Here is a 26394-nt window from a genome sequence, read left to right as displayed (position 1 = left end):
ATGCGCTCTAAAAAATATTGAGCGCATTTTTTATAAATAAACATTCAAGCAATGTTAACTAGCAATAACCTTCCAACCGAGTTAAAGGTAACTTTTTACCAATGGCTTTTTCAATTTCTGGCAAATAAAACGCATCATCTTCAGAAAGAAAACTGATACTAACGCCTTGTGAACCCGCTCGCCCTGTTCGACCGATACGATGCACATAATCATCAGACTGCTCAGGCAAAGTAAAGTTCACCACATGCGATACACCATCGACATGAATACCACGTCCCGCAACATCCGTTGCAATCATGATGTTATTTTTACCCTGCTTAAATTGCTCAAGCATTTTCAAGCGTTTGTCCTGCGCAATTTCGCCCGATAGCATGCCTACCCGATAGCCATCTTTTTTTAGATGATCATATAAACGGCGCACCTGATCTCGACGATTGGCAAAAATCATGACTTTATCGATAGGCTCATCACGTAAAATATCTTGGAGCAAACGATATTTATCTTTTTTCTCCACCACATAAACGCGTTGTTCAACGTCATTATTGGTTTTTTGTTCAGGTTCAATTTCAACAGTCACGGGTTCAAATAACCATTGACGTGCCAGATTCAGGACATCATAGCTAAAGGTAGCCGAAAACATTAAAGTCTGACGTTCCTCTTTACGCGGCGAATAACGCACAATACGTTTTACCGAAGGAATAAAACCCATATCCAGTAAACGGTCTGCTTCATCAATCACCAAAAATTCGATTTGATCAAGCCAGATTTCTTTTTGTTCAATAAAATCTATCAAACGACCAGGTGTCGCGACCAGAATATCCAAAAAATTCGCATTCAATGGTTTCTTTTGCTTGTCGAAATCCACACCGCCAACCAAGGTGAGTAATTTTAAATCTGTAAATTTGGTCAGTTCTTTAGCATCACTTTCAATTTGCAATGCCAGTTCACGAGTCGGCGCAAGAATCAAAGCGCGAGGCTCACCACGATAGCGTTGTTCCTGAATCGGATTATTGAGCAAGTCATTGATGATACTGACCAAAAATGCTGCCGTTTTACCCGTTCCTGTCTGCGCGCGACCAATAGCATCGTGCCCTGCCAGTGTATATGTTAAAACCTTTTGCTGAATTGGGGTCATTTGCTTAAACCCTAATGCATCAATCGCTTTTTTAAGTTGCGGATGTAGATTCAAGGTTTCAAAACCAGATACCATATACTCGTGCTCTAACTGTTAATCACTCTGATGAGAGCGATAGTATAAAACAAAAACGCCCCAATTAAAAAATTGAGGCGTTATTCAACATGACAACATGTTGATTAGTCTAAAGGCTGTACATTCTCAGCCTGAAAACCTTTTTGTCCTTGCACAACGCTAAACTCAACGCGTTGGCCATCACGTAACGAACGATGTCCGTCACCCATAATTGCACGAAAATGTACAAATACGTCGTCGCCGCCATTACGTTGAATGAAGCCAAAACCCTTAGTGTCGTTAAACCATTTAACAACGCCTTGTTCGCGAGCTGTCATAAGTCAATCCTCAGAAGTGAAAATAAAGGACCTTCCGGTGTTGCAAACAGCAGAGCAAACAAGTTTAAAATTCGTTATTATTTCAAAGCTTGTAATCATTCTGTAAAACTATCAACAATTTCCGGTTACATCCATTTGTTATAGGTTTAGTAAAACAATGATTTGTTATACTGGTTAATCCTAAAACGCTTCGAGCTTAACACGGGTTTATGACAATTAATAGAAATTTTTTAGATAATTCTATATTAATTGTTGATTATTTTTTAAACTCCCTCACAAAAATTTTATTACCGATAAAATCTACGCTGGATATAGCGCACGACTTTTTGCACATTTGTGCAAATATTTGATAAAATTATTATTCATAAATGTCGCTAAATATTTTTAAGGATGAGTGATTCAAATCCCGTTCCCGCTACTGAAATTAATGCAATTGGTCAGCCATGCCCAATGCCGCTGCTGATGCTTAAACGTCATTTAAAAAAGGCAGATCATCAGGTTTTGCTTTTGAAATCTTCTGACCCCCATAGTGAAATTGATGTATTACGTTATTGCGAACTACATCAGCTTAGTTGTGAGCTCATCAGAGTATCTGAGCACGAATTTCATTATTTGATTGAATCCTAAATATATCGTTTTGATATTTAGATTAACTCGTGTATAAAATTTTACATTTCTCTACCCAATTTTCCTTAATTATGAACTTGCTTCGCATTAAGATGAAATCATTGGTTATACCATCATCCTATAAGGAGAACTCATGAGTGACAGCAGCAATCAATTGATGCCCCTGTCCTTATCTGCGCCCGGTGTAAATCTCGGTGCTTACATCAGCACTGTTAATCAAATTCCAATTTTGACCGCTGAGCAAGAGAAAGAACTGGCTGAGCGTTATTATTATGATCAGGATCTGGATGCGGCGAAAATGTTGGTGATGTCGCATTTGCGATTTGTCGTCCACATCGCACGCAGCTATGCGGGTTATGGTTTACCGCAGGGTGACCTGATTCAAGAAGGCAATCTCGGCCTGATGAAAGCGGTTAAGCGTTTTGACCCGAATATGGGTGTGCGTTTGGTTTCATTTGCCGTTCACTGGATCAAAGCTGAAATTCACGAATATGTGATTCGTAACTGGCGTATTGTCAAAATTGCCACAACGAAAGCACAACGTAAATTATTTTTTAATTTGCGTAGTCTGAAAAAGTCGAGCAAAAAATTAACACTAGAAGAAGCTAAAGCGATTGCCGTTGACTTAAATGTCACTCCTGAGCAAGTGCTAGAAATGGAAGGTCGTTTAACGGCTTATGATGCTGCATTTGAAGCACAAGGTGATGATGACGATGATTCAACTCATGTCGCACCTGCGCTATATTTGGAAGACAACCGTTACGACCCTGCTCGTTTAGTGGAAAATGAAGACTACGAAGAACAAAGTAGCTCTGCTTTATATGAAGCCATGAATCAGCTTGATGATCGTTCACGTAATATTTTACAGCGCCGTTGGCTGGACGATGACAAATCGACCTTGCATGAGCTTGCGGCTGAATACAATGTTTCCGCAGAGCGTATTCGTCAGCTTGAAAAAAATGCGATGGAAAAAATCAAAGTCGCCATGTCTGCAAGTTAGATTTTTCCAGATTTAAAAAGAGGCATCTGCCTCTTTTTATTGGTCTTAAGTATTTTTAGCGCATAGGATTTATGCTAAGGTGTTTAGGTCTTTTTTTAAGTATTTCAGCTTATGTGGATCGCAATCGCAGCTGTTAATCTTGCTTTGGCTGTTATATTGGGGGCCTTCGGCGCTCACGGCCTCAAGGCTTTTGCTACACCAGAACAACTGGGCTGGTGGGGAACAGCAACACAATATTTTTTCTATCATGCATTAGGTTTACTTGCGCTAGGTATTTTGTCTAAAACAAGTCCTCAATTTTCAATTAAAGCATCCTTTGTTCTGATTCAAATCGGTATTTTATTATTCTGTGGCTCTTTATATATCATGGCATTGGGCTTACCGCGTGGACTCGGTTTAATTACTCCACTTGGCGGAGTATTTATGATTTTAGGTTGGTTAGTTCTTGCGTGGAATGCCCTAAAATACGCGAAATAATGGAAAAACACATGCAAATTTATTTGAATGGTGAGCTGACACAAACCGCTTGCCATAACTTATTGCAACTGGTTCAGGAACTGGCACTTGAAGGTAAACGATTTGCGGTTGAACAAAACGAGCAAATCGTTCCAAAAAGCAAACTGGAACAATCTCCCCTTTCAGATCATGATCGTATCGAAATTATTCACGCTGTTGGCGGCGGCTAAACGGAGCAAGCCATGCAAGATTCACCTTTAATCATCGGTTCACGTACATTTCAATCTCGCCTACTCGTAGGCACAGGCAAGTATAAAGACCTCAATGAAACTGATTTAGCGATCCAAGCCAGTGGCGCTGAGATCGTGACAGTAGCAATTCGTCGGGTAAATATTGGACAACATCCTGATCAGCCAAATTTACTCTCCGTCATTCCGCCTGAAAAATATACCATTTTACCCAACACTGCGGGTTGTTTCGATGCAGAGAGTGCTGTGCGTACCTGCATGTTGGCACGTGAATTACTTGATGGTCATAATCTGGTCAAACTTGAAGTTTTGGGTGATGAAAAAACCTTATATCCAAATATTACGGCGACACTTAAAGCCGCTCAAACGTTGATTGATGATGGTTTTGAGATCATGGTGTATACCTCTGATGATCCAATTGTCGCACAAGAACTGGAAAGTATGGGCTGTGTTGCGATTATGCCTTTAGGCAGTTTGATTGGTTCAGGCTTAGGGATTTTAAACCCACATACCATTTCGATCATTAAAGAAAATGCCAAAGTACCCGTTTTGGTTGACGCAGGTGTAGGGACTGCAAGTGATGCTGCCATTGCAATGGAGTTAGGCTGTGATGGCGTACTTATGAATACCGCTATTGCCGCTGCACAACATCCAATATTGATGGCCTCTGCCATGAAAAAAGCCGTTGAAGCAGGTCGCGAAGCTTATCTAGCTGGACGTATGCCACGTAAACGCATGGCCAATGCCAGCTCTCCTGAAACTGGCTATTTCTTTAAATAAGGCCTATATTTCTCTAAGACGTATTTTAAGAGGATTCTTCGGAATCCTTTTTTATTTCAAGAATAAACAATAAGAGTATTTTCATATGCTTAAAGCCATATTTGCTATTTTTAGTTTGGGTTGTTTTAGTTTTACCACCAGCGTTCGTGCCAATCCCAATCCAACACAATATCAACAATTTATTCCTAAACACTGGAAAATACTTGAAACAGTCAAAGGAGATTTAAATCGTGATGGTCTAGAGGACATTGTTCTGGTCATTGAAGAGAATAATCCAAAAAATATTCTGAGCAATGATAGTTTAGGAAGCCCTAAACTTAACATCAATCCTAGAAGCTTATTAGTTTTATTTAAAACAACTCAAGGCTATCAATTGATCAGTAAGAATCAACAATTGCCAAGTGAGAATGATGCAGACTCCCCTTGTCTTGCCGATCCATTAGAAGATGGTGGAGTAACTATTTCAAAAGGTATTTTAAAAATAAATTTACATTACTGGTTAAGCTGTGGTTCATGGTATGTCACCCACAATACTTTTAGCTTTCGATACCAAGATCGCGCGTTTAAATTAATCGGTTTTGACCAAATGAGTTTCCATCGCGCTTCTGGTGAACAAAACTCACTCAGTATTAACTTCTCTACAGGAAAATTAAAAGAAATATCAGGTGAAAATGAGTTTGAAGATGTTCAGCAGCCAATAAAAACTAAATGGCGCACTTTAAAACAGCATTATGATTTGAAGTTAGAACAAATAAATTTCAAAGAACCACCTGAATTTCAATAAAAAAAGCCTCAATCACATTGAGGCCTTTTTGTTAAATGCGATCAGAGAGTTAAGCAATTAAACCTTCATCACGCATGGCAATACTGACTGATTGACGTTCAGCCACTTTATTGCGTAAAGCAACAATATTGGTATAAGGGCTTAAATCGTGTTCAATGCTATTTGACCAGTTTGTAAGCACGAATAAATAAGCATCGGCTGGCCCAAAGCCATCATCTACTAGATATTCATGGTCTGACTCAGCGATGGCTTTATCGATATAAGTCAATAATCGGTCAACTTCAGCATAAGCTTTTTCTTTTGCTTCGTTATCTAATGCACCACCAAAGAATACTGCATAAGCATCATGCAATTCTGAGTTTAGGTATCCTAACCATTCCAAAACTTTGGCACGACCTAGACCTGATGGTGGAATCAAATTCTGAGCTGGGTCATGCTGCGCAATAAAAGGAAGCACGGCAACGTTTTCAGTGAGAACCAATCCTGGTGTAATTTCAAGTGCAGGCACATAACCTTTTGGATTGATCTCGTAATAGTCAGCGCCTTTTTCTGTTTTATGTGTCTTTAAATCAACCTTTTCCAGATCAAAATCAACATTAATTTCATTCAAAAGAATATGTGCAGCCAATGAACATGCACCAGGTGAATAATACAACTTCATAAATAATCCTTGTTATAGCTCTCTTCACTGTTTTAAAGCGCTTTACTCAAACTTTCAAGCCCTAGACGTTTTAAATTTTAAAAACGTCGTAACCTAAAAATACATACCATTAAACTATTGTGTAAAAGACTAACTTTTTCAAGTCAAAAACGTTGTCTTTTATGTTTACTCAAGTGTATGACGAAAAAATGAACTTTCTAAAATTTACTAAAATAAAAAGGAAAACCAGTCATATTGGCGGAATAGACTGGTCTAAAATAATGCTGTTATTAGAATGTTATCATAATTATAAAGTGACATTTCTCCCTCTAGCGTTACAAAGATTTAAGTTCTAACTAACGTTAAAACTTAAATTCAATGTATAGTGCTTTTTTAGTTAAAAACATCCCTGAAATTGGTGATTTTTACGAGATTTTCAATTTTTTGACGATTTAATATTAAATAAAAACCAGTCACTGTAGACTGGTTTTTCATACTGCTTAAAACATTGCTTTACCAACTAAAACCAACACCGACACCGCCCGAACTTTCCTCTTTACTGAGTGCTCCGCTGATACTCAAACTGGTATTTTCATTAATCATACGTTGATAGCCTACTGCAACAGCTTGTTCCGCACCTTGCAAACCAGCACCAACCCCAATGCGGTTCTGCCCACGCAAACCAGCTGTACTGGTTGCCATATTCATCATCGCTGCACTCATCGCCCCCTGACGGTCAAAACGTTTATCAACCTCCTGAAAACGGCGTTCTGTTTGCAAGCTATAATCTTTAAATGTACTTTCCAAACCTGCAAAACGAGTATCTGTATAGCTGTTTGCGCTTGAAAGCGTGTCTGAACTTGATTTGTTCATTTGCGCAACATTAACAGCATCTGTGTCTGCCGTACCTGCTGCAACATGAGTAACCTGTCGCTGATTTGTGCTTGAACCAACGGAAACTGTATTGTCTCGATCTGAAGTTGAGTCATTACCCAATACCACCGCATTTTTAGCTTCAGTATTAACGTTATTACCTAACACAAAGGTATTATCCCCGTTGACAGTATTATCATTACCAACCACATAACTGCCGTTACCACTGACTGTATTTGGATCTCCAAATGCACCTGATCCATTACCAGAAACAGTATTACTCACACCCACAGCGGTTGAGTTATTTCCTGTAACCACAGTGTTTGGTCCTATTGCTGTTGAGTTTTTGCCAGTTGCATTTGAACTTGTAGTTGCACCAGCGCCATTTCCTCCAATACTGATATATTGTCCTGCATCTGCTACTTTTTGATCAGTATAGGATTTAGCCGTATTTAAAGTTGATGTTGTTTGTTGGTCGGTATAAGTTTTGGCATCATTCAATGCAGTTGTGGTTTGTTGATCGGTGTAACTTTTTGAGTCATTTAAAGATTGTGAGGTTTGTTGATCTGTATAAGATTTTGCATCGTTTAGATTTTTTGCATCTTGTTGGTCAATATAAGATTTTGCATTTGCCAGTGTGCCTGAGCTTTGTGTATCCGTGTAGGTATTTGCATCAGATAAAGTTTTGGCATCTTGCTGGTCAACATAATTTTTTAAATTGCTCACAGAACCTTTTAACGCGGTTAATTCATTATTCACAGCACCAAAGGTTGCACCAATATTAGAATAGCTTGTGCCCTGAATCGTAAAGGTCGGTAATGTAAATACGCCATTATTGAATCCTGCTCCGCCACCTAATACAGAAGCTAATTGATTTGCGCTACTATTAAACTGCGTTGATAGTGTATTGATATTTTGATTGGTCGTATAAAGCTGACCACCTGTAACTGCATCTTTAGAACTGCTTGAACTGATATCACCTGCTTGTAAATTGGTCAGTTTTGTTCCACTCTGACCAGCTAAAGTAATTGTTTCTTTTGCGGCATTGTCATAAACCACCGCATTAGTTGAGATGTTGCCCAGACCTGTCTGTAAGGCAGCAATTTCATTTGCATTAGTCGTAATCTTGCCATCTAAAACCAAATCCTTCTGATCTGCATAACTTTTGGCATCAGTTAATGTATTAGACAAACCTGTCGTTAATGCATTCATTGATGCCTTCGTATCTAAACCTGTCGTTGCATCATTGACTTTACTATTTAATGTATCAAATACAGTTTTATCGGTTTTAGCAGCCAAACCAGTATCTACATAGCCTTTATTAGCAGCATCTGTTGCTTGAGTTGGTGTTGCAACATTGGTAATCCGTTTTTCTGCACCACTACGTCCAACGGAAATCGTATTCGCTTCATCGGCTAAAGAATCATGACCTATCGCAGTTGAACCATAGGCTGTAGCCTGACTACTACTACCAAAAACACTGCTATAAATAGCGGATGCTGTATTATTTGAACCCACAGCAGTGGACACACCACCTGTTGCCTTGTTTAAAGTACCTAGACTTGTGCTATTTACACCCAAGGCCTGATTGTCATAACCCACTGCCGCACTTTGACCACCTAATGCAATATTATGTGAACCAATCGCAGCACTACGATCACCAAATGCGATCGAACCACCATTTCGAAGAGTTTTTTCAAAATCTAAAGCTTGATCAGAAGTAACACTCACATCACCAATCTGAGTTATCGAAGAAGTGGTTAAATCTGTTGCTTGAACTTGTATTCCATTAATGGCGGTGAGCTTAGTACTATCATCTTGCGGATCGTAGTACATTCCGCTTGCTGCCCCCAGAACGGTTGAACCACTACCTTTTGCCAAGTTTTGTGAACCCGCTGCAAAGCTTGCTGTGCCTGTTGCTTTATTATAACTACCGACTGCATTGCTCCATTTCCCAGAAACAGTATTACTAATACCTAAGCCAACACTTTCACCTTGAGTAACATTGTTATTAAAACCGATACCAGTACTAAACACACCATTTACAGTATTTTGACTACCAATTGCGTTGGAGAACATACCGTTTGCAGTATTACTTGATCCTATTGCATTGCTTGAGCTACCTAATGCAGTGTTTGAATTACCAAATGCGCTACTAGAATCCCCTGACGCTGTGTTACTTCTACCTACCGCACTACTAGAATCAGCCAATGCAATATTATTAGAACCAATGGCGCTACTTAAATTAGCCATTGCCCGATTATAATCACCAATAGCACTGCTCGCCTCACCATTTGTAGTATTATCAGAGCCGAATGCGCTACTTTGCTTTCCTTGCGCTCTGTTGGAATCACCTACAGCGCTAGCAGACTCGCCTGATGCAATGTTTGAATTACCCACAGCATTACTCGATTCCCCAGATGCAGTATTCCAATACCCTAAAGCACTACTACCATTAGCTTCGGCTAAATTAAATCGTCCGATTGCATTACTTGCCTCACCTGTTGCCGTATTTCCATCACCTATCGCGCTACTATATTTTCCTGAAGCTTTGTTAGAAGATCCTATCGCATTACTTAAGAAACCAGAAGCGATATTGGAGAATCCAATAGATGAGCTATAACCACCGATGGCAATATTAGCGCCTTTTTTGGCAGCATTTTTAAAAGCAGCTACTTGGTTCACATCTGTAACGACAGTACCATCAGGTAATGTAAATGACGTGATGTCATCGATATTAGTCGTTGTTGCGGTAACTGTAATTCCCCCGACACTGGTCAGTTGTGTTCCATTACTTTGTGCATTATAGGCTATACTTGATGCAGCACCTAAAGCAGTATCAGTTGAACTACGGGCGTAGTTATCACTTGCCACTGCTGTTGGAATGGCTGCAATTGCAGTATCAACATAGCCTTTATTAGCTGCATCTGTTGCTTGAGTTGGTGTTGCAACATTAATAATTTGACGTTGCGTAGTCGTACTTCCAACCGAAAAACTGTTAGCTCTATCTGCTATAGAATTTGCTCCAAGCGCAATACTATTTTTACCCATCGCTTTTGCTTGATAACCTAAAGCAATACTATTTTGTTGATAAGCAAGTGCTTCAGTTCCAATAGCCACACCATTAATTGATGCAGCAGCTCCTCCTATAGCCACAGCATTATTAAGACCCCATGTCAAATGATTACAATCCCCTCCTATTATTACAGCATTATCACCAGTAAAAACATTCAAGGCTGATTGTGGCCATAATCCTGAACCAGTGCCATAACTTACTTGATTATCCGTAGTTAAGGTTATACTTGGAGCATTACCACTGGTACAACTTACACCTTGAACAATATTCCCTGCCCAAGCATCTGTCCCCATAATCGTTGCAATACTCAAAACCAGAGTTTGCAAACCAAGTATCCGAGATTTATTTGTATCTAAATTTAAAGTTTCCGTACTGACCACCGACCCAGTACTACTCTCTTTTTTCCCCACACTTTTGGCATTTTCCGAAACCACCACCATTTGCCCCAGTGATTTATTCCAGATTAGTTTAAAAATCTTGTTCATATGTCCATCCCCACCGCTTATTTTATGATTAAAATTTATGTACTTATTATTTGATCATGATCACAAGTTTTGCGATATCCCTGAAATTAGTGATATTTTGGTTACTCATCGGAAAATACCCAATCTCAGGGATATAAAAACTAAAAAAATAACGGCAAATTAGGGGAAGATATGAAGCTTTTGAGTAATGTAATGCTGGACCCAGACTTGGTTTTACCTGTTCCTGTGATTGTGGTTGAGGATGAACCACTGATACAAAAACGACTAAAAGAAATATTATTAGGGATTGGCTACTTACCAGAAAATCTTATTTTTGCCCAAACGCTCGCTCAGGCTCATGAGCGACTGAAACAACATTCTGCATCTTTGGCTCTGGTTGATTTGGGTTTACCTGATGGCAATGGTATAGAGTTTATCAAACAACTAAAAATATATGATCCCACCATCGCGATTTTAGTGATCTCAGCATGGAGCACTGAGGATGCTATTTTGAATGCCCTAATGGCTGGAGCAACGGGTTATGTTCTAAAAGAACGCGATGATATTGAAGTTGCATTATCTATCCGCAGTATTTTGCGCGGAGGAGCGCCTATCGATCCTTTTATCGCTCGTCAAATTTTAAAACAACTTCCTTTATCTCATGAGCAAGCTGAGAAAAAAAATATTGAAAATGAGATAGATGACGCTTTACTTTCCAAACGTGAACATGAAATATTATTACTGGTTGCCCAAGGTTTAAGTAATAAAGAAATTGCCAGCCAGATCAATTTGTCACGTTATACCGTTGAGTCTCATATCAAGCACATTTATCGGAAACTTGCAGTATGTACACGCATCAAAGCAGTCGATACTGCAAGATCACTTGGTTTACTCGATTAAGATTGTTTTTTATTTGCTTTGTATTGATTTTAGTTAGTAGCCATTCACCGCTTTATGCCGCCTCTTCCCTTGATGAATTGGTGTTGATTCCCAAAGATCATAACTGTCAGGTAAAAATTAGCACAATTCAAGCGATTCAAACTTCACCCAACATCCAAACTAAAAATATCAATCAACTAAAAAATTGGCAAAATGTAAAATTACCTGATTTTTGGGAAAATCGTTGGAAAAATTATTCTGGTATAGTTTGGTATCGCATTTTATGGTCAAAAGCCTGTCAAACTTCTCAGACTGAACCACTTGCCTTAAATATTGACAGCATCAATATGGCAGGAGAAGTCTATTTAAACCAACATTTAATTTGGCGCGATAAAAATTTAGTCGAACCTTTAAGTCGTAGTTGGAATATGCCACGTTACTGGGTATTACCTAATTCTGAGCTCAAACGAGGTCAAAACGAAATCCTCATTCGGGTGATAGGAGTCGCTACACAAAGTCCCGGGTTAGGCAACGTTTATATTGGTACGCCACATGCCATTATTGAACAAAATTCAAAATATGTATTTGAACATCGCACGCTGTATTTTATTAATTTAGTTATTTCCCTAACGCTTGGTGCTATTGCTTTTCTAGTTTGGCTACTGCGTAGAAAAGACTCAACCTTTGGTTGGTTTGCTTTGGCTTCTTTGCTATGGGGACTTTTTATCAGCAATATTTTAACAACGGAGACTTATCCATTTTTTCATACTTTGCAACTTGCCAGAATTAATATGTTGTTTCTGGTGGGCTATGTAATTTCTTTTACGATTTACACATGGCGATTTGCTGGAAAAAAATATAACAAGACTGAAAAAATATTATGGCTGATAGGCTTAATCGGCGTCATCGTTTTATTTATTGTTTCACCTGCGTATTTAGGACTCGTTTTGTTTAGCTTATTTTTATTTGCGGTCATTGTATTTTTAGGATGTTGTTTTTTCTATCAATGGATTGCTTATAAAACCCCTAAAGCAGATATCCGTTTCCTTGCCCTAATTTTACTTGGTTTTATTGGGATCAATGTGCATGACGTTTATCTGATTTTGACCCAAAATACTGAACATACTTATATTACCCCTTTTGCAGCACCGTTAACTGCTTTAGCGATTTCTATGATATTAGCTTGGCGGATCGCACAAAACGTTAATCATATTGAAGAATTTAATCAAACATTGACACAAAGCGTAGAGCGAGTGAGCGCCGATTTAAAAAACTCTTTAGATAAAAAACATCAACTTGAAATCGAAAATATGCGTCTACAAGAACGACTCAATTTATCTCATGAACTGCATGATGGTTTGGGTGGGTCTTTGGTACGTTCTATGATTTTAGTGGATAAACAAGACAAGATTGATAAGCAGCATGTTTTATCCATTTTAAAACTATTACGTAATGATCTACGTCAAGTGATTGATAGTGGCTCTACAATTGGCGCAAAAGTACCAGAAACTCCAGTGATTTGGGCTTCCTCGATACGACGACGTTTTGTACAACTTTTTGAGGAACTTGAAATTGAATCTAATTGGAAGTTAGCAGAACAATGGCTAAAAGAGCCGACTGCTTTACAGTGCTTGACGCTTGCTCGCGTGGTAGAAGAGGCTTTAACTAATATCATTAAACATAGCCATGCTACGTTGGTTAAAGTCAGTTTATTTCAGGAGTATCAACAACTAATCCTTGAAATTGAAGATAATGGTGTTGGATTTGACCCAAGTTCAGTCCAACAAGGTTTACATGTCGGCTTACAAAGTATGCAAGTTAGGGTCAATCGTATAGGCGGAACATTTGAAATACATTCAGAAATGGGACAAACCCTGATTCGGGTCAAGCTTTAAAAGTTTTGATTTACCAGACAGTAATTGCCAGATTAGGTTTGACTTCAACTATTAAGCCTTTAAAATACGGCATTCAGATTTTTGAGTCCTACCCAAATTATGTCGACTGATCAGTTAGAAGTGCAAATTACTGAACTGGATAATTTGCCTGAGCATCGTGAAATTGTGACGTTTATGCGCCGTTCTGCGCCCTTAAATACATCACAACGTACCGCATTAGAACAATATCAGCATTTAATTTTGGAATATCCAGTGGGGGATTTACGTCAGCATTTTGAACACCCTGAACGTCCATTGACTGTTGAAATCGGTTTTGGAATGGGGCGTTCATTAGTTCTCATGGCTAAAGCCAATCCTGAACGTAATTATGTGGGTATTGAGGTGCATGTACCAGGTATTGCACAATGCGTCTATGAAGCAGGTATGGCGGGACTCACAAATCTTTGTGTACTGGATGCCGACGCGATTCAAGTCCTTCGTGAAATGCCAGATGATAGTATTAATTGTGTTCAGCTTTATTTCCCAGATCCGTGGCAAAAAAAGCGCCATTTCAAACGTCGTTTCGTTATCCATGAACGTATGCAACTGGTGGAACAAAAGCTCGAAATTGGCGGTACATTTCATGCCGCAACTGACTGGGAACCTTATGCTGAGTGGATGCTGGAAGTTTTAGATCATAGAGAAAATCTTGAAAATCTGGCGGGTAAAGGCAATAGTTATCCACGTCCAGATTGGAGACCTCAAACTAAATTTGAACGTCGTGGTTTAGAATCAGGTCATAAAATTAATGACTTTATTTTCAAAAAAGTTCAGTAAAAATGTTAAGCACTTATTTGATAAAATAAGTGCTTAACTTCAATGATAAAACATAACCTCAAAGAGACAAATAACAATTCAATGTCTTCAGATCTATCCAACATCACTGATTCATGTATAACAACTTATCCATGCTATTTCATCACTTTTAGTAACGGGCAAGATGTTATATGAGACTTCTTTATCCTTATTTAATCTTTTTACTTTTCTCCCCTAGGGAAAAATAAAAAGAATTTCTAAAAATAAGCCTATACATTAAATTTAATTGAAACATCACAAAATTTACGTATTTTGAATTGTATGACTTTGAATCATTTTTACGCGCATACATCGAAATATAGATTTTATTTTTCAATAACCTTTTGTGACAAATCAATAACCTAACTGTTATGCGAAAAATAGAAAAAATAAACTATTTATAAGAAGAACAAAAAACAACTTTTTAGCTTTATCAAAAAACAGGGAAATTAAGCTATTCATTTTATAAAGATTTCTCTTGTATAGATACTGATACATCATTGATTTAAGTCAAAAAGTTAAGAACTTTTCCATCACTTTTAACGCATTGATTTGATATAAAATGCAACTACCCAAGGAGTAAGTATGACTTTTTTCCTGTTTATCGTTGCTATTTTGGTACAGCTTTTTGCCATTTGGGCTGTTTTCTATTTTAGCCTATCCAGAACTGTGGGTAGTATCGTGACTATTGTTGTGGCGATTGCTTCCGCATTTATTTTTACAGCTTGGTCACTATTATTAGGTATCCCTCTAATCCTTCTCAGTTTAGTGGTCTTAATTGATCCTCTCCGTTTTAATTTGATTACGAAACCCGCATTTAGTAGCTTAGGCAATTCTATGCCTAGTATTAGTACCACTGAGCAGGAAGCGCTTGAAGCAGGTACAAGCTGGTGGGAAAAAGAGCTATTTATGGGAGCGCCCAACTGGGATACTTTTAACGCGTATCCATTTCCTCAGTTATCAGAAGAAGAACAAGCTTTTATTGACAACGAAGCTGAACAGTTATGTAGCATGTTAGATGAATGGGAAATTCATCATCAAACCAAAGACCTACCTGAACATGTATGGCAGTTTATTAAAGATAAAGGCTTTTTAAGCCTGATTATTCCAAAATCTTATGGCGGCAAAGAGTTTAGTTCTTTCGCGCAAAGTCGCATCATGAGTAAAATCGCCTCGCGCTCACTGACCACAGCCGTGAGTTGTATGGTTCCTAACTCTTTGGGGCCGGGTGAGTTACTCATGCATTATGGGACAGATGAACAGAAGCAGCGTTATTTGCCGGGTTTAGCTGCCGGCACTGAAATTCCATGTTTTGGTTTGACTAGTCCAGAAGCTGGTTCTGATGCAGGTGCAATTCCAGATACAGGCGTGGTGTGTTACGGCGAATTTGAAGGTGAAGAAGTGCTTGGTTTACGCATGAACTTCTCGAAACGTTGGATTACCCTTGCTCCAATAGCAACTGTGGTGGGTTTAGCTTTTAAACTCTATGACCCTGATGGTTTACTTGGTGATACATCTAAAACAGAATACGGTATTACTTGCGCCTTGATTCCTGCAAATCATGAAGGCGTTGAGGTTGGCCCAAGACATTATCCAGGCTCTCCATTCATGAATGGAACAGTAGAAGGTCGGGATGTATTTATTCCAATTGACTACATTATTGGCGGCCCGAAAAATGCAGGTAAAGGCTGGCGCATGTTGATGGAATGTTTAGGTGTGGGGCGTGGTATTTCTCTGCCTGCATTGTCAACTGCCGCTGGAGAAATGTCTTATTTAACTGTGGGTGCATTTGCCAAAGTTCGTGAACAATTCAAACTTCCTGTCGGTAAATTTGAAGGCGTACAGGAAGCGACCAGTGACATCGCCAGTGATGCTTACATGTTAGAGTCATTTCGCTATTTGGTCACCTGTGGATTGAATCAAGGTGGCACACCTGCGGTGATGACCGCGATGGCCAAATATTATGCCACCGAGACAATGCGTAAAGTCGTGAATCATGGGATGGATGTTGTAGGAGGACGTGCAATTCAGCTTGGACCACGTAACTTCTTAGCACTGTCTTATCAGGCAATTCCTGTCGCAATTACAGTTGAAGGTGCAAATATCCTGACCCGCTCATTGATGATTTTTGGTCAAGGTTCTATGCGCTGTCATCCTTATTTATTTGAAGAATTGCAATTATTGCAATCCGATGATAAACCAAGCGCACTCAAACAATTTCACGAAATTTTATTTAAACACTTAGGTTATACCTTTAATCGTGGAGCACGTTCATTTGCCTACGGTTTTACTGGTGGTTCAAATGACGCGCCTGTGATTTCAGATGATTTTACTCAGCCTTATTATAAAATCATCAACCGCCTCAGTGCCAACTTGGCTTTAACCGCTGATATGTCATTGGGTTTACTAGCAGGTGATATCAAACGCAAAGAAATGTTATCTGGGCGTTTAGCAGATATTCATGCTTATCTGTTTATTGCCTCTTCTATTTTAAAATTTTATGCCAACGGTGCCAAATCTGAAGCAGAGCAATTACATGCAAAATTAGCCCTAGAGAAATCGCTTTATCAGGTGCAAGAAGCATTTTATGGCTTGTTTGAAAATTTCCCAATCAAGCTGGGTGCAGCACTGGTTAAGTTTGTTTGTTTCCCACTTGGACGACCTCTTGCTAAACCAAGCGATGAACTCAAACAACAAGTTGCAGAACTGATCATGCAGGAAAATCCATTCCGTGAGCAACTGAAAAAACATGTGTATTATTCTCAGGATGCCAACGATGTCACAGGTCGTATGGAATCAGCATTTCAAATGCTATTACAAATTGAACCACTTTGGCATAAATTCAAAAAAGCAGAATCTAAGGATCAGTTTAAAGGTTTAACTTTTGAAGAGCATATTACAGATGCTGTTGCGACGAACTTTATAACTGAAGCAGAAGCTCAAAGTTTGATCGTTTATAACGCTAAACGTTATGACAGTATGCTCACTGATATTTTTGACATGGAACTCAATCATGATCTTGAGCTTGAAAATCCACATATGCCTATTACAGGTGAAGCAACTCTGGATTAATTTGAGTCTTTAAGCCACTTTGATAATGTGATAAAAGCGTTTACGGACGCTTTTATTTTTTGCAAATTATAGGAAAGATGATGTCACAACAAGATTATGAAAATGGTTTAAAAGTTCGAACTGAAGTGATGGGCGAATCATTTGTTAAACGTGCTCAGGACAATACCGTACCGTTCACAGCCCCCCTGCAAAACTGGATTAATGAACATGCTTGGGGATCTACATGGCAACGTGAAGGTGTACTACCTCGTAAGTATCGCTCACTGATTACCCTTGCCATGTTAACCGCACTTAAAGCACCTACAGAACTAAAAGGCCATGTACGCGGCGCATTAAATAATGGTTGCAGCATTGAGGAAATACAAGAAACACTGTTGCATAGTTTGCCTTATTGCGGTGCGCCAGCAGCCCAAGAAGCATTTCGCGCAGCCTTAGAAGTGATTCAGGAATATCAAAATAATCAAACTTAAATCAGATTTACGAATACATATGTTTATTGCTAATAAATCTGGATTCCATCTCGACCATTGCGTTTGACATAATAAAGCGCTTTATCTGCCAGACCAAACCATTCAGAGACTGTTTGTGCAGTCTCTACAGATGCAATTCCGATGCTAATACTTGCAGAAAAATGCTCATCACTTTGTAATCGGATATTCTTGATATATGCTGCAATATTTTCAGCAAGTATTAAAATTTCATCGTTGCTTCGATCTACCACAATAACGGCAAGTTCATCACCACCAAAACGAGCTGGGGTATCTTTAGGGCCAATAAAATGCCTTAAAATACTGGAAATTTCGCCTAAAAAGTAATCCCCTGCCTCATGTCCATAAGTGTCGTTAATGTATTTAAAGTCATCGACATCTAGCAACATCAAATGTGCATGCGTTCCATTTCTCTGAGTCTGGATAAAAATTGAAGAAAGGCGCTGCTCAAACAAACGGCGGTTAGGAATATGTAAACGCGGATCCATTAGGGCAATACGCTCAAATTCTCGATTTTTATGGATTAACTGCACAGCAAGGTTTCGGGTTAAGACGCTTAAAAACATGATATAGAGCGTTGCCAAAGGTAGTGAACACCAGACAATGCGACTATCAAAATCGACATTCACATGAAAACCTAACAATACCCACATGACCAAACAACTGACTAGCATAGCAATCAGAGAGGGTTTTAAAATGACCCATCCGCCTGCGGCATAACGATCTGAAATTAAAATCGCGACCATAATTAATGATGGAAAAGGACTAATCCACATCACGGCAACCCAAATTCCCCCTAAAGCAGCATCGACCACTAAACTCATATTTGTGGTTTTCACTGCATCTTGTTTGCTTTTAGCATACACATAAGCCACTGTGGGCCAAACAAAGGCATTAATACCCAGTAAGATATATACAAATAAAGAGTAATTTAAATAATGAAGAACTGAAGAAATGGATAGAAAACACAGAATAGTTCCCGTTTGCCGCATTAAAAAAATACGATGAACATATCGCTTGCTGCGTTCAAGTAATATTGCTTCATCCGTTTTTATATATGGCATGGTCATTAGGGCTTTCTATTCAATGATAAAACGAATTGCTTATTGCTAAGCCGCCTATCCAACGGTACGTCAACCACATGATTCTAACCATATTTTATTCATAAAATAATGTATATATATACCAATTTTTTTAAAAAAATTTTAATTAAAGAATATTTATTTACAACAAAAAATAAGAACTGACATATTGCGACACTTTTTTGCTATTTATGGTGCTTTAGAATAATTCCTATTTTATATTTCTAAAATTGAGCGCTATTATTTAAATTTTCGCATCAAATTACATATTTACATCATAGGCACACATTTTCTTCATCATCACGCAACACATAAATTTAAAGATCATTCTAAAATTATAATTTTCTGATATTTAATCATTTAAAAAAATACACATACAACTCTTATGGTTTTGTGTATTTCTAACGTGATATTGAAAAGATGATCTTTATGAATTGTTAACGTAAATTGCAGTTGAATTGCTAAAGCTCGTAAAACTACATCAAATTGTGATTACTCAGGAAATAATCCACTATGTCCAAAAGAAAAATAAAACCTCTTGAAATAGATGACGTTGAAATTGTTGATTATGAAAAAACCAAAAAAGCGATTAAGGCTGCCGCACTTGGTAATGCAATTGAATGGTTCGATTTTGGTGTATATGGCTATGTTGCCTATGTACTGGGTAAAGTATTTTTTCCCAATTCGTCCCCCAGTGTGCAGATGATTGCTGCGCTTGCAACTTTCTCTATTCCTTTTATTTTTAGACCGTTAGGAGGAATATTCTTTGGTCGCTTAGGTGATAAGTACGGACGACAAAAAGTTTTAGCCATTACCATTATTATCATGTCTGTAAGTACATTTGGTATCGGTTTGATTCCATCTTATGAAAGTATTGGGATTTGGGCACCGATCTTATTGTTGATTGTCAAAATTGCGCAAGGTTTCTCGGTTGGGGGGGAGTATGCAGGGGCTGCCATTTTTGTAGCCGAATATTCTCCCGATCGGAAACGCGGCTTCATGGGAAGTTGGCTCGATTTTGGTTCAATCTTAGGTTTCGTGGTGGGTGCAGGGGTTGTTTCCTTAATCAGTTTTTCTGTGGGTGAAACTGCCTTTATGGAATGGGGTTGGAGAATTCCCTTTTATCTGGCTTTACCTTTGGGCTTAATAGGTCTGTATTTACGTCACTCTCTTGATGAAACCCCTACCTTTCAAGCACATACTGAAAATCAATCAGATTCAAAAAAACCTAAAAAAATTGGTTTCAAGCAAATATTGAGCGAACATAAGCGTAGTTTATTGGTCTGTGTTGGTCTGGTCATTTGTACTAATGTCACCTATTACATGCTGCTTACTTATTTACCCAGTTATTTTTCGCATAACTTAGGCTATTCAGAAGATCATGGGGTATTGATCATTATTGCCGTTATGGTCGGAATGCTTTTTGTTCAACCCTTTGTTGGGATGTTTAGTGACAAAATTGGCCGTCGTCCTTTTATATTTGCAGGCAGTATTGCACTGGTTTTATTTTCTTATCCTGCCTTTCTTTTACTTGATACCAATAATGTCTACTTAATTTTTCTAGGCCTTTTAATTTTGGCACTTTCGCTCAATATGCTAATTGGTGTGATGGCATCTACATTGCCTGCCCTATTTCCCACTGAGATTCGTTATAGTGCGCTTGCCATTGCGTTTAATATTTCAGTAGTCATCGCAGGGTTAACACCAACCGTTACCGCCACGTTGGTTGAAACTACGCAAAATATTATGGTTCCAGCTTACTATTTAATGTTATGCGGCGTATTTGGAATTATGACCGCATTTTACCTGAAAGAAACAGCCAATTTACCTCTTAAAGGTGCAACACCAATGGCAGCTGATTGCGAAGAAGCGGAAGAATTATTGGAACAATATCACGAAAATATAGAACAGAAGATTGAGCAGATTGATCAAAAAATTGAAGAATTACAGGAAAAACGAGATCATCTTGCCAAACAGCATCCAGATATTGATTAGCTTTTTCTCCTATAAAAAAACAAGACCCTAATTAGGGTCTTGTTTTTTCTGATCTATTTCGCTTTTTCTTTTATAGAACTGATCCAGTCTTTAAAATGTCCAAACTGTTCAGATAAAAATGATTCGGTTTCTGGTTGCGCTGCATCTTTTGGCAAAATATGTTCATAATAAGTGCCTTTCAACACATGTCTGAGTAAACGTTCACCTGGAAATGGCCCACCGTCATTTAAGGTTTTTGCACCTTTAATTAGGTGACGAATGTCATATTGCAAAGGCGAAAGATCTGGCACTTGTTTATCAATATTAAGAAGTTTATAAACAGCTAAACGTCCTGTTCGAGCTGAACTTTCAATAGTAAAAACGACATCATTATTGGTTTCTACAAACTGCCCTACCACGGCCAAATTTTTATATCCTTCAGGCACTACACGTGGACGATCGCCTTTAGCACGTGGCATAAACATTGAAGTAATATATGGCATAAAGGAAATGCGGGTGATGGTGTTTTCAATAACATTGTCTAGTTGATCAACAATTCCCAAGTGATAACACAACTCTGCCAGTATTTCATTACCTGTGCATTCTGGCATGGTCTTTTTAACATAGTTGCCTTGTTTATCCATAAATAAGGCATATACCCAAAGCACTAATACATCATCGGGCTGCTCGGGGAAATGCGGCTGACGGTTACAGGTAAAGCTCATCAACCAGTTTGAATCTGTAATTGTAATAATTCCTCCAGTAACCGTTTTACCAGAGTACGGATCATTAACCGCGTATTCTTTCAGTTTTTCAACAAAAGCTGACGGTTTACACGTCAAAGTAACGGACAACCAAGATGATTTTTCAATGTTGCTACAAAACTTCTCAGGTTTGCCAAATACTGGAGATTTCTTTGCCAAGTTTTTCCAGAGTAACCAGCCTGCACTTTGACCACTCGTGCTATTGTCCACTTTACTCATTGCCGCAGTCGTATTGTTACCATACGAAGTATCTTCAGTCATTGAACCTGTAGTAATCACCACAAAATCATTTTCAGTCAGATCAATTTTTTGTTCTTTGCCATCTTTTTCTATTAATAATGATTTTGCGATGCTTTCCTTCCCTTTTTGCTCAATCTCTACATCTTTAACCAAAGTATTCAACTGAAGAGTAACGCCCTTTTTCTTTAAATATTGCCCTAAGGTTTTAACAAAGGTATCGTGCTGATTGTATTTTGGAAATACTAGCGCCGTCATATCTTTAAAACCATCAAGTTGATGTAAAAAACGATGCATATAAAGTTTGCATTCGAGTAGGCTGTGCCAGTTTTCAAAAGCAAACATGGTTCGCCATAAAGTCCAAAAGTTCGATGCTAAAAATTCGCTACTGAAATATTCTTCAATACTGGTATTGTCCAGATCTTCTTTTTTGGTGAGAAGTAATTTGACAATCGCAAGTTGATCTTTCTTAGATAAACCAAACTTATTAAAATCCTGTACCTGACCTTGTTGATGGATCAATCGTGCTTTGGAAAAGTTGGGATCATTATCGTTGAGTAAACGATATTCATCCAGCACACTAAAAGGTTCTGGCAACTCTAATGCAGGAATGTCCTGAAAAATGTTCCAGATATTTTCATAGGCAAATTCCATCTCGCGACCACCACGAATCAGGAAGCCATCTTGGGCATTACCTGCACCATCCAATGAACCGCCATCAACATGGAGTTGTTCTATGAAAATGATATTGGATGCGGGTATTTGTGCGTCGCGAATGAAATAATAAGCTGCTGATAAACCCGCGATACCACTCCCAACAATATAAATTTTACTGTTTTGATATTGGTCAGAACCAATACCGCGATTTCTTTGATAATTACCGATATAGTCGGCTGGTGGTGTCGTGATATCAGCTGAGTTTTGATAAGTTTCCGTACTCGAGTCTGGTTCGTGAACCATCTTTCCATGGAATTGTGATGTATTGAGAACCTTATCAAATTTTGAAGTAATTTTACTCATGAGTTCCTCTTCGGATTTATTATCTGAAATATGTTATTTATGAGCCTATTAGTATGATCATATCCATCACTATTTTTAGCCAAGTTCTGTATTAACTTTGTATTTGATCTGGCTGTCTCTTAAATTCTATTGATTTAGTCTATTTTTACAATAAAGTGATTTTAAAGATATATTAGGCTTCTTGCATAAGTTCTTATTATTTTTCCCTATGGAAAAAAATAAACAGAGTTTAAACAATGATGAAAGAAGTCTATTCTATTTCTTCTAAAATTTTCATTTTGAATGAATAATATTATTTTCTCATCTTAATAATGGCACAAAAATAATATTTACATCCTCTGTCGGTTTAAAATTTTTCTCTGAGATTTTGAATTGAGTTGCATTTATTTTTTGTATATTTCCTTTCCAGCAGAGTGAAATCAATTCATTTTTATCTCGCTCAATGATCATGTTAAAATTACCAATCGATTTCGCCCAGTTTGCTCCCGTTTTTAAAATATAACTCAACCCCATATAAGGTGGATTTTTATTTGGCATTTTGTTGAGTGCATTTTTAAAGCTCTGGTTGACACAGTGATCTTTTGCTATTCCATCATCAAGATAGACCGAACCACCGACCAAAGGCCGATATTGATGCACAACATGCGTCACAGTATTGGCTTTAAAGATTTGTTGCCAGCTATAAATAACTTGTGCCTCCCAATAAATAGAATCCTCTGGATGATAGGGTTTAATTAGTTTTTGCACTTTAGGCTGTTCGCAGCGGAAAATACGTTGATTTAACACCTCATCACTGATTTTCTGTGTCCACGGATTCATCAACTCTTGATCGCTCAAGCCACATTTTTTTAATTCTTGAGTCACATCAATCGAATCTTTCGTCCAATCTATCTCACCTTTTTGGTTCAACGCGGGCAAAAAAGCTCGCACATGTACAGATGCATCGATAGGTCTTTGATTGACTTTTACTTTAAAACTGTTAATAAAAGCATCTGTATCAGCAAAATCACTTTCACGTGAATTCCCAACTTTAGGCAAAGGAAATAAAATGTTTTCCTGAATATTATGAGACGTTAGATTTTTAAACTCATATTCAACACGAATTTGTTTTTTACTGATAAATAGATTTTCTTTTTGCATACTGATGTTCGGATTTTTAATATAAGCGACTCCACCTGTTGCAACATATCCCGTTGAATCATTTGCATATAAAATAGGAACAGTAAAAATACCAATCAAAGCAAGACATGTTATTTTTTTAATCATTATGATGATCTCTCTACTTTATTTAAATTATCTACATTATGAAACTTCTTTTAGCATTATTTGATCCGTTTATTTTTGCTCATTAAGGTAAAGTAAAAGGAACTTAAAAAGAAATCTTCTGCTTTTGATTGACATACCATATTTCAAAAATTCTGTGTTTGTCTCTTCTAACTCTAACTGAATTTTGTAGATTGCATTAACTTTAGCTCTTGATCATTAATTAAAATTACTTGTCTACAAATTCCCTCTGCATCACGTTGCTGTTCGAATAAAAAAGCTGGCATCGGATCAAAACTGTCAAAGAAACAAATTTCCTGCTCATCCATTGAATAAACTAAGGACTGATTGCCTACACCATCCAAAGTGTCATAAGAAACAATGACCATCTGTCCATTTTCAATTGCCCCTTGAATTTCGGAATAAGTGAGCGCCGAAAGTATAGGTATATTTAAAGCTTGGGCTTGTTGATAAATTAAACGTTCACTGTCATCGATATAAGGATCATTATCTGTATAGAAAGACACATCAAAACCAAATTTTTTTAATGCAACCGCTAAAGCGACGGTAAATGTGCCATATTCTTGATCATGTTGAGTAGCCTGTATCAATTCCGAAATATCGATTTCAACGCCATGATGTTGAAATAACATCCACAGTGCAAAAATGCCACAGTTGGCTTCAAGGTTGACTAAGGACTCTGGAATTTCTAGCGCCATCACGTTGAACTCGCATTACATTTATTCGAATCATACACAAAACAGCGTTGGCACTGTAACAATTTATCAGTACAATAGCGCCACCAGTCGAGGGATGCTGCGACTTTTTCACAAGCTGATTTTTAAAAATAATCATGTGAAATCGCTAGGCTCGACGTCTGAAGCAGCTGAAAACTCAGTAATCACGCTTCACAGAATAACGGCATCCGCGAACTGAATGATCAATATTTGTTTTTAAAAAAAGGAGATCGTGATGAACGCGGTTAATGCTTCATTTACAGATTATAAAGTTGCTGATATTTCCCTAGCGGACTACGGTCGTAAAGAGATTAAACTTGCTGAAGCAGAAATGCCAGCTTTGATCGGTTTACGTAAACGTTATTCAGCAGCAAAACCTCTTGCTGGCGCAAAAATCTTGGGTTGTATCCACATGACAATCCAAACTGCGGTTTTGATTGAAACTTTGGTTGAGCTTGGCGCTGAAGTTCGTTGGACATCTTGTAACATCTTCTCTACTCAAGACCATGCTGCCGCTGCAATCGCTGCAAGTGGTGTTCCCGTTTTCGCTTGGAAAGGTGAAACTGAAGAAGAATATGTGTGGTGTTTAGAACAACAGATCAATGTCAATGGCAAACCGTGGGATGCCAACATGATCTTGGACGATGGCGGTGATTTAACTGCACTTGTTCATGAAAAATACCCTGCGCTTTTAGAAAAGATTCACGGCATTACCGAAGAAACCACCACAGGCGTACAACGTCTACTTGAAATGTGGAAAGATGGTTCGCTTAAAGTTCCTGCAATCAACGTCAATGATTCAATCACGAAATCTAAAAATGACAACAAATACGGTTGCCGCCATTCATTAAATGATGCGATTAAACGTGCAACGGATATGTTGCTTTCTGGTCGTCGTGCGCTGGTGATCGGTTACGGTGACGTAGGTAAAGGTTCTGCTCAATCATTACGTCAGGAAGGCATGATCGTTCGCGTCACTGAAGTTGATCCGATTTGTGCAATGCAAGCCTGCATGGATGGTTACGAAGTTGTATCTCCATACAAAAATGGTGTGCAAACAGGTAAGAAAGAAGACATCAACCAAGACTTGTTAGGCAATACTGATCTTGTTGTAACCACAACAGGTAACTATCACGTCTGTGATTCTGCAATGTTAGATAGCTTAAAAGCAGGCGCAGTGGTTTGTAATATTGGTCACTTTGATACCGAAATTGACACCGCTTATTTACGTGGTTACAAATGGGTGGAAGTCAAACCTCAAGTCCACCAAGTGTATCGTTCAGAAGACGAAAGCAATTACTTGATCCTGCTTTCTGAAGGTCGTCTAGTCAACCTTGGCAATGCAACAGGTCACCCATCACGTATTATGGATGGTTCTTTTGCAAATCAAGTATTAGGTCAAATGCATTTATTTGCTGAAAAATTTGCTGACTTACCATCTGATCAAAAACAAGCAGCGATTCGTGTCGAAGTACTTCCTAAAAAATTAGATGAAGAAGTGGCTGCTGCAATGGTTGTTGGTTTTGGTGGTGTATTGACTCAACTGACTCAAGTACAAGCAGATTACTTGGGCGTTCCTGTTGAAGGTCCATTCAAATCTGACGCTTATAAATACTAAGTTTTAATTCCCTCTCCCTAACCCTCTCCCTAAGGGAGAGGGAATATTCATTACCC

Annotated in this window: 21 protein-coding genes; 13 read left to right on the top strand and 8 right to left on the bottom strand. The window is 38.3% G+C overall.

Annotated elements, in window-relative coordinates; genetic code table 11:
* Positions 1 to 58 precede the first annotated feature (58 nt).
* Complete coding sequence (rhlB, locus tag EGS47_RS14130; protein WP_004988257.1) at positions 59 to 1210, bottom strand: ATP-dependent RNA helicase RhlB; 1152 nt, start codon at positions 1208 to 1210, stop codon at positions 59 to 61.
* A 104-nt stretch (positions 1211 to 1314) separates the two neighbouring features.
* Positions 1315 to 1527 (bottom strand): cold-shock protein, encoded by a 213-nt coding sequence (locus EGS47_RS14125; RefSeq protein ID WP_004653893.1) that lies wholly within the window; start codon positions 1525 to 1527, stop codon positions 1315 to 1317.
* 390 nt (positions 1528 to 1917) lie between these two features.
* Here EGS47_RS14125 and EGS47_RS14120 point away from each other — a divergent pair, with 390 nt between their 5' ends.
* From EGS47_RS14120 to EGS47_RS14095, 6 genes are all read left to right on the top strand, one after another.
* Positions 1918 to 2154: a sulfurtransferase TusA family protein gene (locus EGS47_RS14120; RefSeq protein ID WP_005004706.1), complete on the top strand. Its 237-nt coding sequence runs from the start codon at positions 1918 to 1920 to the stop codon at positions 2152 to 2154.
* Positions 2155 to 2287: 133 nt separating this feature from the next.
* The gene (gene rpoH, locus EGS47_RS14115; protein WP_004988265.1) at positions 2288 to 3154 is read left to right on the top strand and encodes an RNA polymerase sigma factor RpoH; all 867 of its coding nucleotides are present in this window, start codon (positions 2288 to 2290) and stop codon (positions 3152 to 3154) included.
* Between the two features lie 111 nt (positions 3155 to 3265).
* Positions 3266 to 3631 (top strand): DUF423 domain-containing protein, encoded by a 366-nt coding sequence (locus tag EGS47_RS14110; protein ID WP_005004709.1) that lies wholly within the window; start codon positions 3266 to 3268, stop codon positions 3629 to 3631.
* Positions 3632 to 3642: 11 nt separating this feature from the next.
* Positions 3643 to 3840, top strand: a complete 198-nt coding sequence (gene thiS / locus EGS47_RS14105; protein WP_004998328.1) for a sulfur carrier protein ThiS — start codon at positions 3643 to 3645, stop codon at positions 3838 to 3840.
* Between the two features lie 12 nt (positions 3841 to 3852).
* Entirely contained in the window at positions 3853 to 4638 is a 786-nt protein-coding gene (locus EGS47_RS14100; RefSeq protein WP_005004712.1) for a thiazole synthase, read from the top strand.
* A gap of 85 nt (positions 4639 to 4723) precedes the next feature.
* Entirely contained in the window at positions 4724 to 5422 is a 699-nt protein-coding gene (locus tag EGS47_RS14095) for a hypothetical protein (RefSeq protein ID WP_005004715.1), read from the top strand.
* Between the two features lie 49 nt (positions 5423 to 5471).
* Here the strand turns inward: EGS47_RS14095 and EGS47_RS14090 are convergent, their stop codons facing one another.
* Both EGS47_RS14090 and EGS47_RS14085 read right to left on the bottom strand, forming a co-directional pair.
* Positions 5472 to 6083 (bottom strand): glutathione binding-like protein, encoded by a 612-nt coding sequence (locus EGS47_RS14090; protein ID WP_005004719.1) that lies wholly within the window; start codon positions 6081 to 6083, stop codon positions 5472 to 5474.
* A 492-nt stretch (positions 6084 to 6575) separates the two neighbouring features.
* The gene (locus EGS47_RS14085; RefSeq protein WP_119686609.1) at positions 6576 to 10496 is read right to left on the bottom strand and encodes an ESPR-type extended signal peptide-containing protein; all 3921 of its coding nucleotides are present in this window, start codon (positions 10494 to 10496) and stop codon (positions 6576 to 6578) included.
* Between the two features lie 171 nt (positions 10497 to 10667).
* Here EGS47_RS14085 and EGS47_RS14080 point away from each other — a divergent pair, with 171 nt between their 5' ends.
* The 5 genes from EGS47_RS14080 to EGS47_RS14060 all read left to right on the top strand — a co-directional run bounded on the left by EGS47_RS14080 (position 10668) and on the right by EGS47_RS14060 (position 17625).
* Positions 10668 to 11375 carry a response regulator gene (locus EGS47_RS14080; protein ID WP_005004727.1) on the top strand — a complete coding sequence of 236 codons (708 nt, stop codon included), beginning with the start codon at positions 10668 to 10670 and terminating at the stop codon, positions 11373 to 11375.
* Entirely contained in the window at positions 11321 to 13249 is a 1929-nt protein-coding gene (locus tag EGS47_RS14075) for an ATP-binding protein (RefSeq protein ID WP_005004729.1), read from the top strand. The genes EGS47_RS14080 and EGS47_RS14075 overlap by 55 nt, the downstream gene beginning before the upstream one ends.
* A 99-nt stretch (positions 13250 to 13348) precedes the next feature.
* Positions 13349 to 14065 (top strand): tRNA (guanosine(46)-N7)-methyltransferase TrmB, encoded by a 717-nt coding sequence (gene trmB / locus EGS47_RS14070; protein ID WP_005004732.1) that lies wholly within the window; start codon positions 13349 to 13351, stop codon positions 14063 to 14065.
* Positions 14066 to 14668: 603 nt separating this feature from the next.
* Positions 14669 to 17155: an acyl-CoA dehydrogenase gene (locus EGS47_RS14065; RefSeq protein WP_125269743.1), complete on the top strand. Its 2487-nt coding sequence runs from the start codon at positions 14669 to 14671 to the stop codon at positions 17153 to 17155.
* Between the two features lie 80 nt (positions 17156 to 17235).
* Positions 17236 to 17625 carry a carboxymuconolactone decarboxylase family protein gene (locus tag EGS47_RS14060; protein WP_004988292.1) on the top strand — a complete coding sequence of 130 codons (390 nt, stop codon included), beginning with the start codon at positions 17236 to 17238 and terminating at the stop codon, positions 17623 to 17625.
* Between the two features lie 29 nt (positions 17626 to 17654).
* On the opposite strand, the gene EGS47_RS14055 is transcribed toward EGS47_RS14060, so the two are convergent.
* Positions 17655 to 18707 (bottom strand): diguanylate cyclase, encoded by a 1053-nt coding sequence (locus tag EGS47_RS14055; RefSeq protein ID WP_125269882.1) that lies wholly within the window; start codon positions 18705 to 18707, stop codon positions 17655 to 17657.
* Between the two features lie 531 nt (positions 18708 to 19238).
* On the opposite strand from EGS47_RS14055, the gene proP reads away from it, so the two are divergent.
* Positions 19239 to 20720, top strand: coding sequence for a glycine betaine/L-proline transporter ProP (gene proP, locus EGS47_RS14050; protein ID WP_125269742.1), 1482 nt, complete (start codon positions 19239 to 19241; stop codon positions 20718 to 20720).
* Positions 20721 to 20773: 53 nt separating this feature from the next.
* On the opposite strand, the gene EGS47_RS14045 is transcribed toward proP, so the two are convergent.
* From EGS47_RS14045 to EGS47_RS14035, 3 genes are all read right to left on the bottom strand, one after another.
* The gene (locus EGS47_RS14045; protein ID WP_005004738.1) at positions 20774 to 22720 is read right to left on the bottom strand and encodes an oleate hydratase; all 1947 of its coding nucleotides are present in this window, start codon (positions 22718 to 22720) and stop codon (positions 20774 to 20776) included.
* 300 nt (positions 22721 to 23020) lie between these two features.
* Positions 23021 to 23986 (bottom strand): DUF4424 family protein, encoded by a 966-nt coding sequence (locus EGS47_RS14040; protein ID WP_119686612.1) that lies wholly within the window; start codon positions 23984 to 23986, stop codon positions 23021 to 23023.
* A 173-nt stretch (positions 23987 to 24159) separates the two neighbouring features.
* Positions 24160 to 24702, bottom strand: coding sequence for a cysteine peptidase family C39 domain-containing protein (locus tag EGS47_RS14035; protein ID WP_119686613.1), 543 nt, complete (start codon positions 24700 to 24702; stop codon positions 24160 to 24162).
* Between the two features lie 253 nt (positions 24703 to 24955).
* Here EGS47_RS14035 and ahcY point away from each other — a divergent pair, with 253 nt between their 5' ends.
* Positions 24956 to 26338: an adenosylhomocysteinase gene (ahcY, locus tag EGS47_RS14030; protein WP_119686614.1), complete on the top strand. Its 1383-nt coding sequence runs from the start codon at positions 24956 to 24958 to the stop codon at positions 26336 to 26338.
* The last annotated feature ends 56 nt before the right edge of the window (positions 26339 to 26394 follow it).

Origin of the sequence: Acinetobacter sp. FDAARGOS_515 (assembly GCF_003938865.1) — a bacterium.
GTDB lineage: Bacteria > Pseudomonadota > Gammaproteobacteria > Pseudomonadales > Moraxellaceae > Acinetobacter > Acinetobacter ursingii.
Note: the sequence above shows the minus strand (reverse complement) of the source record. Positions and strands in the feature narration are given on the sequence as shown.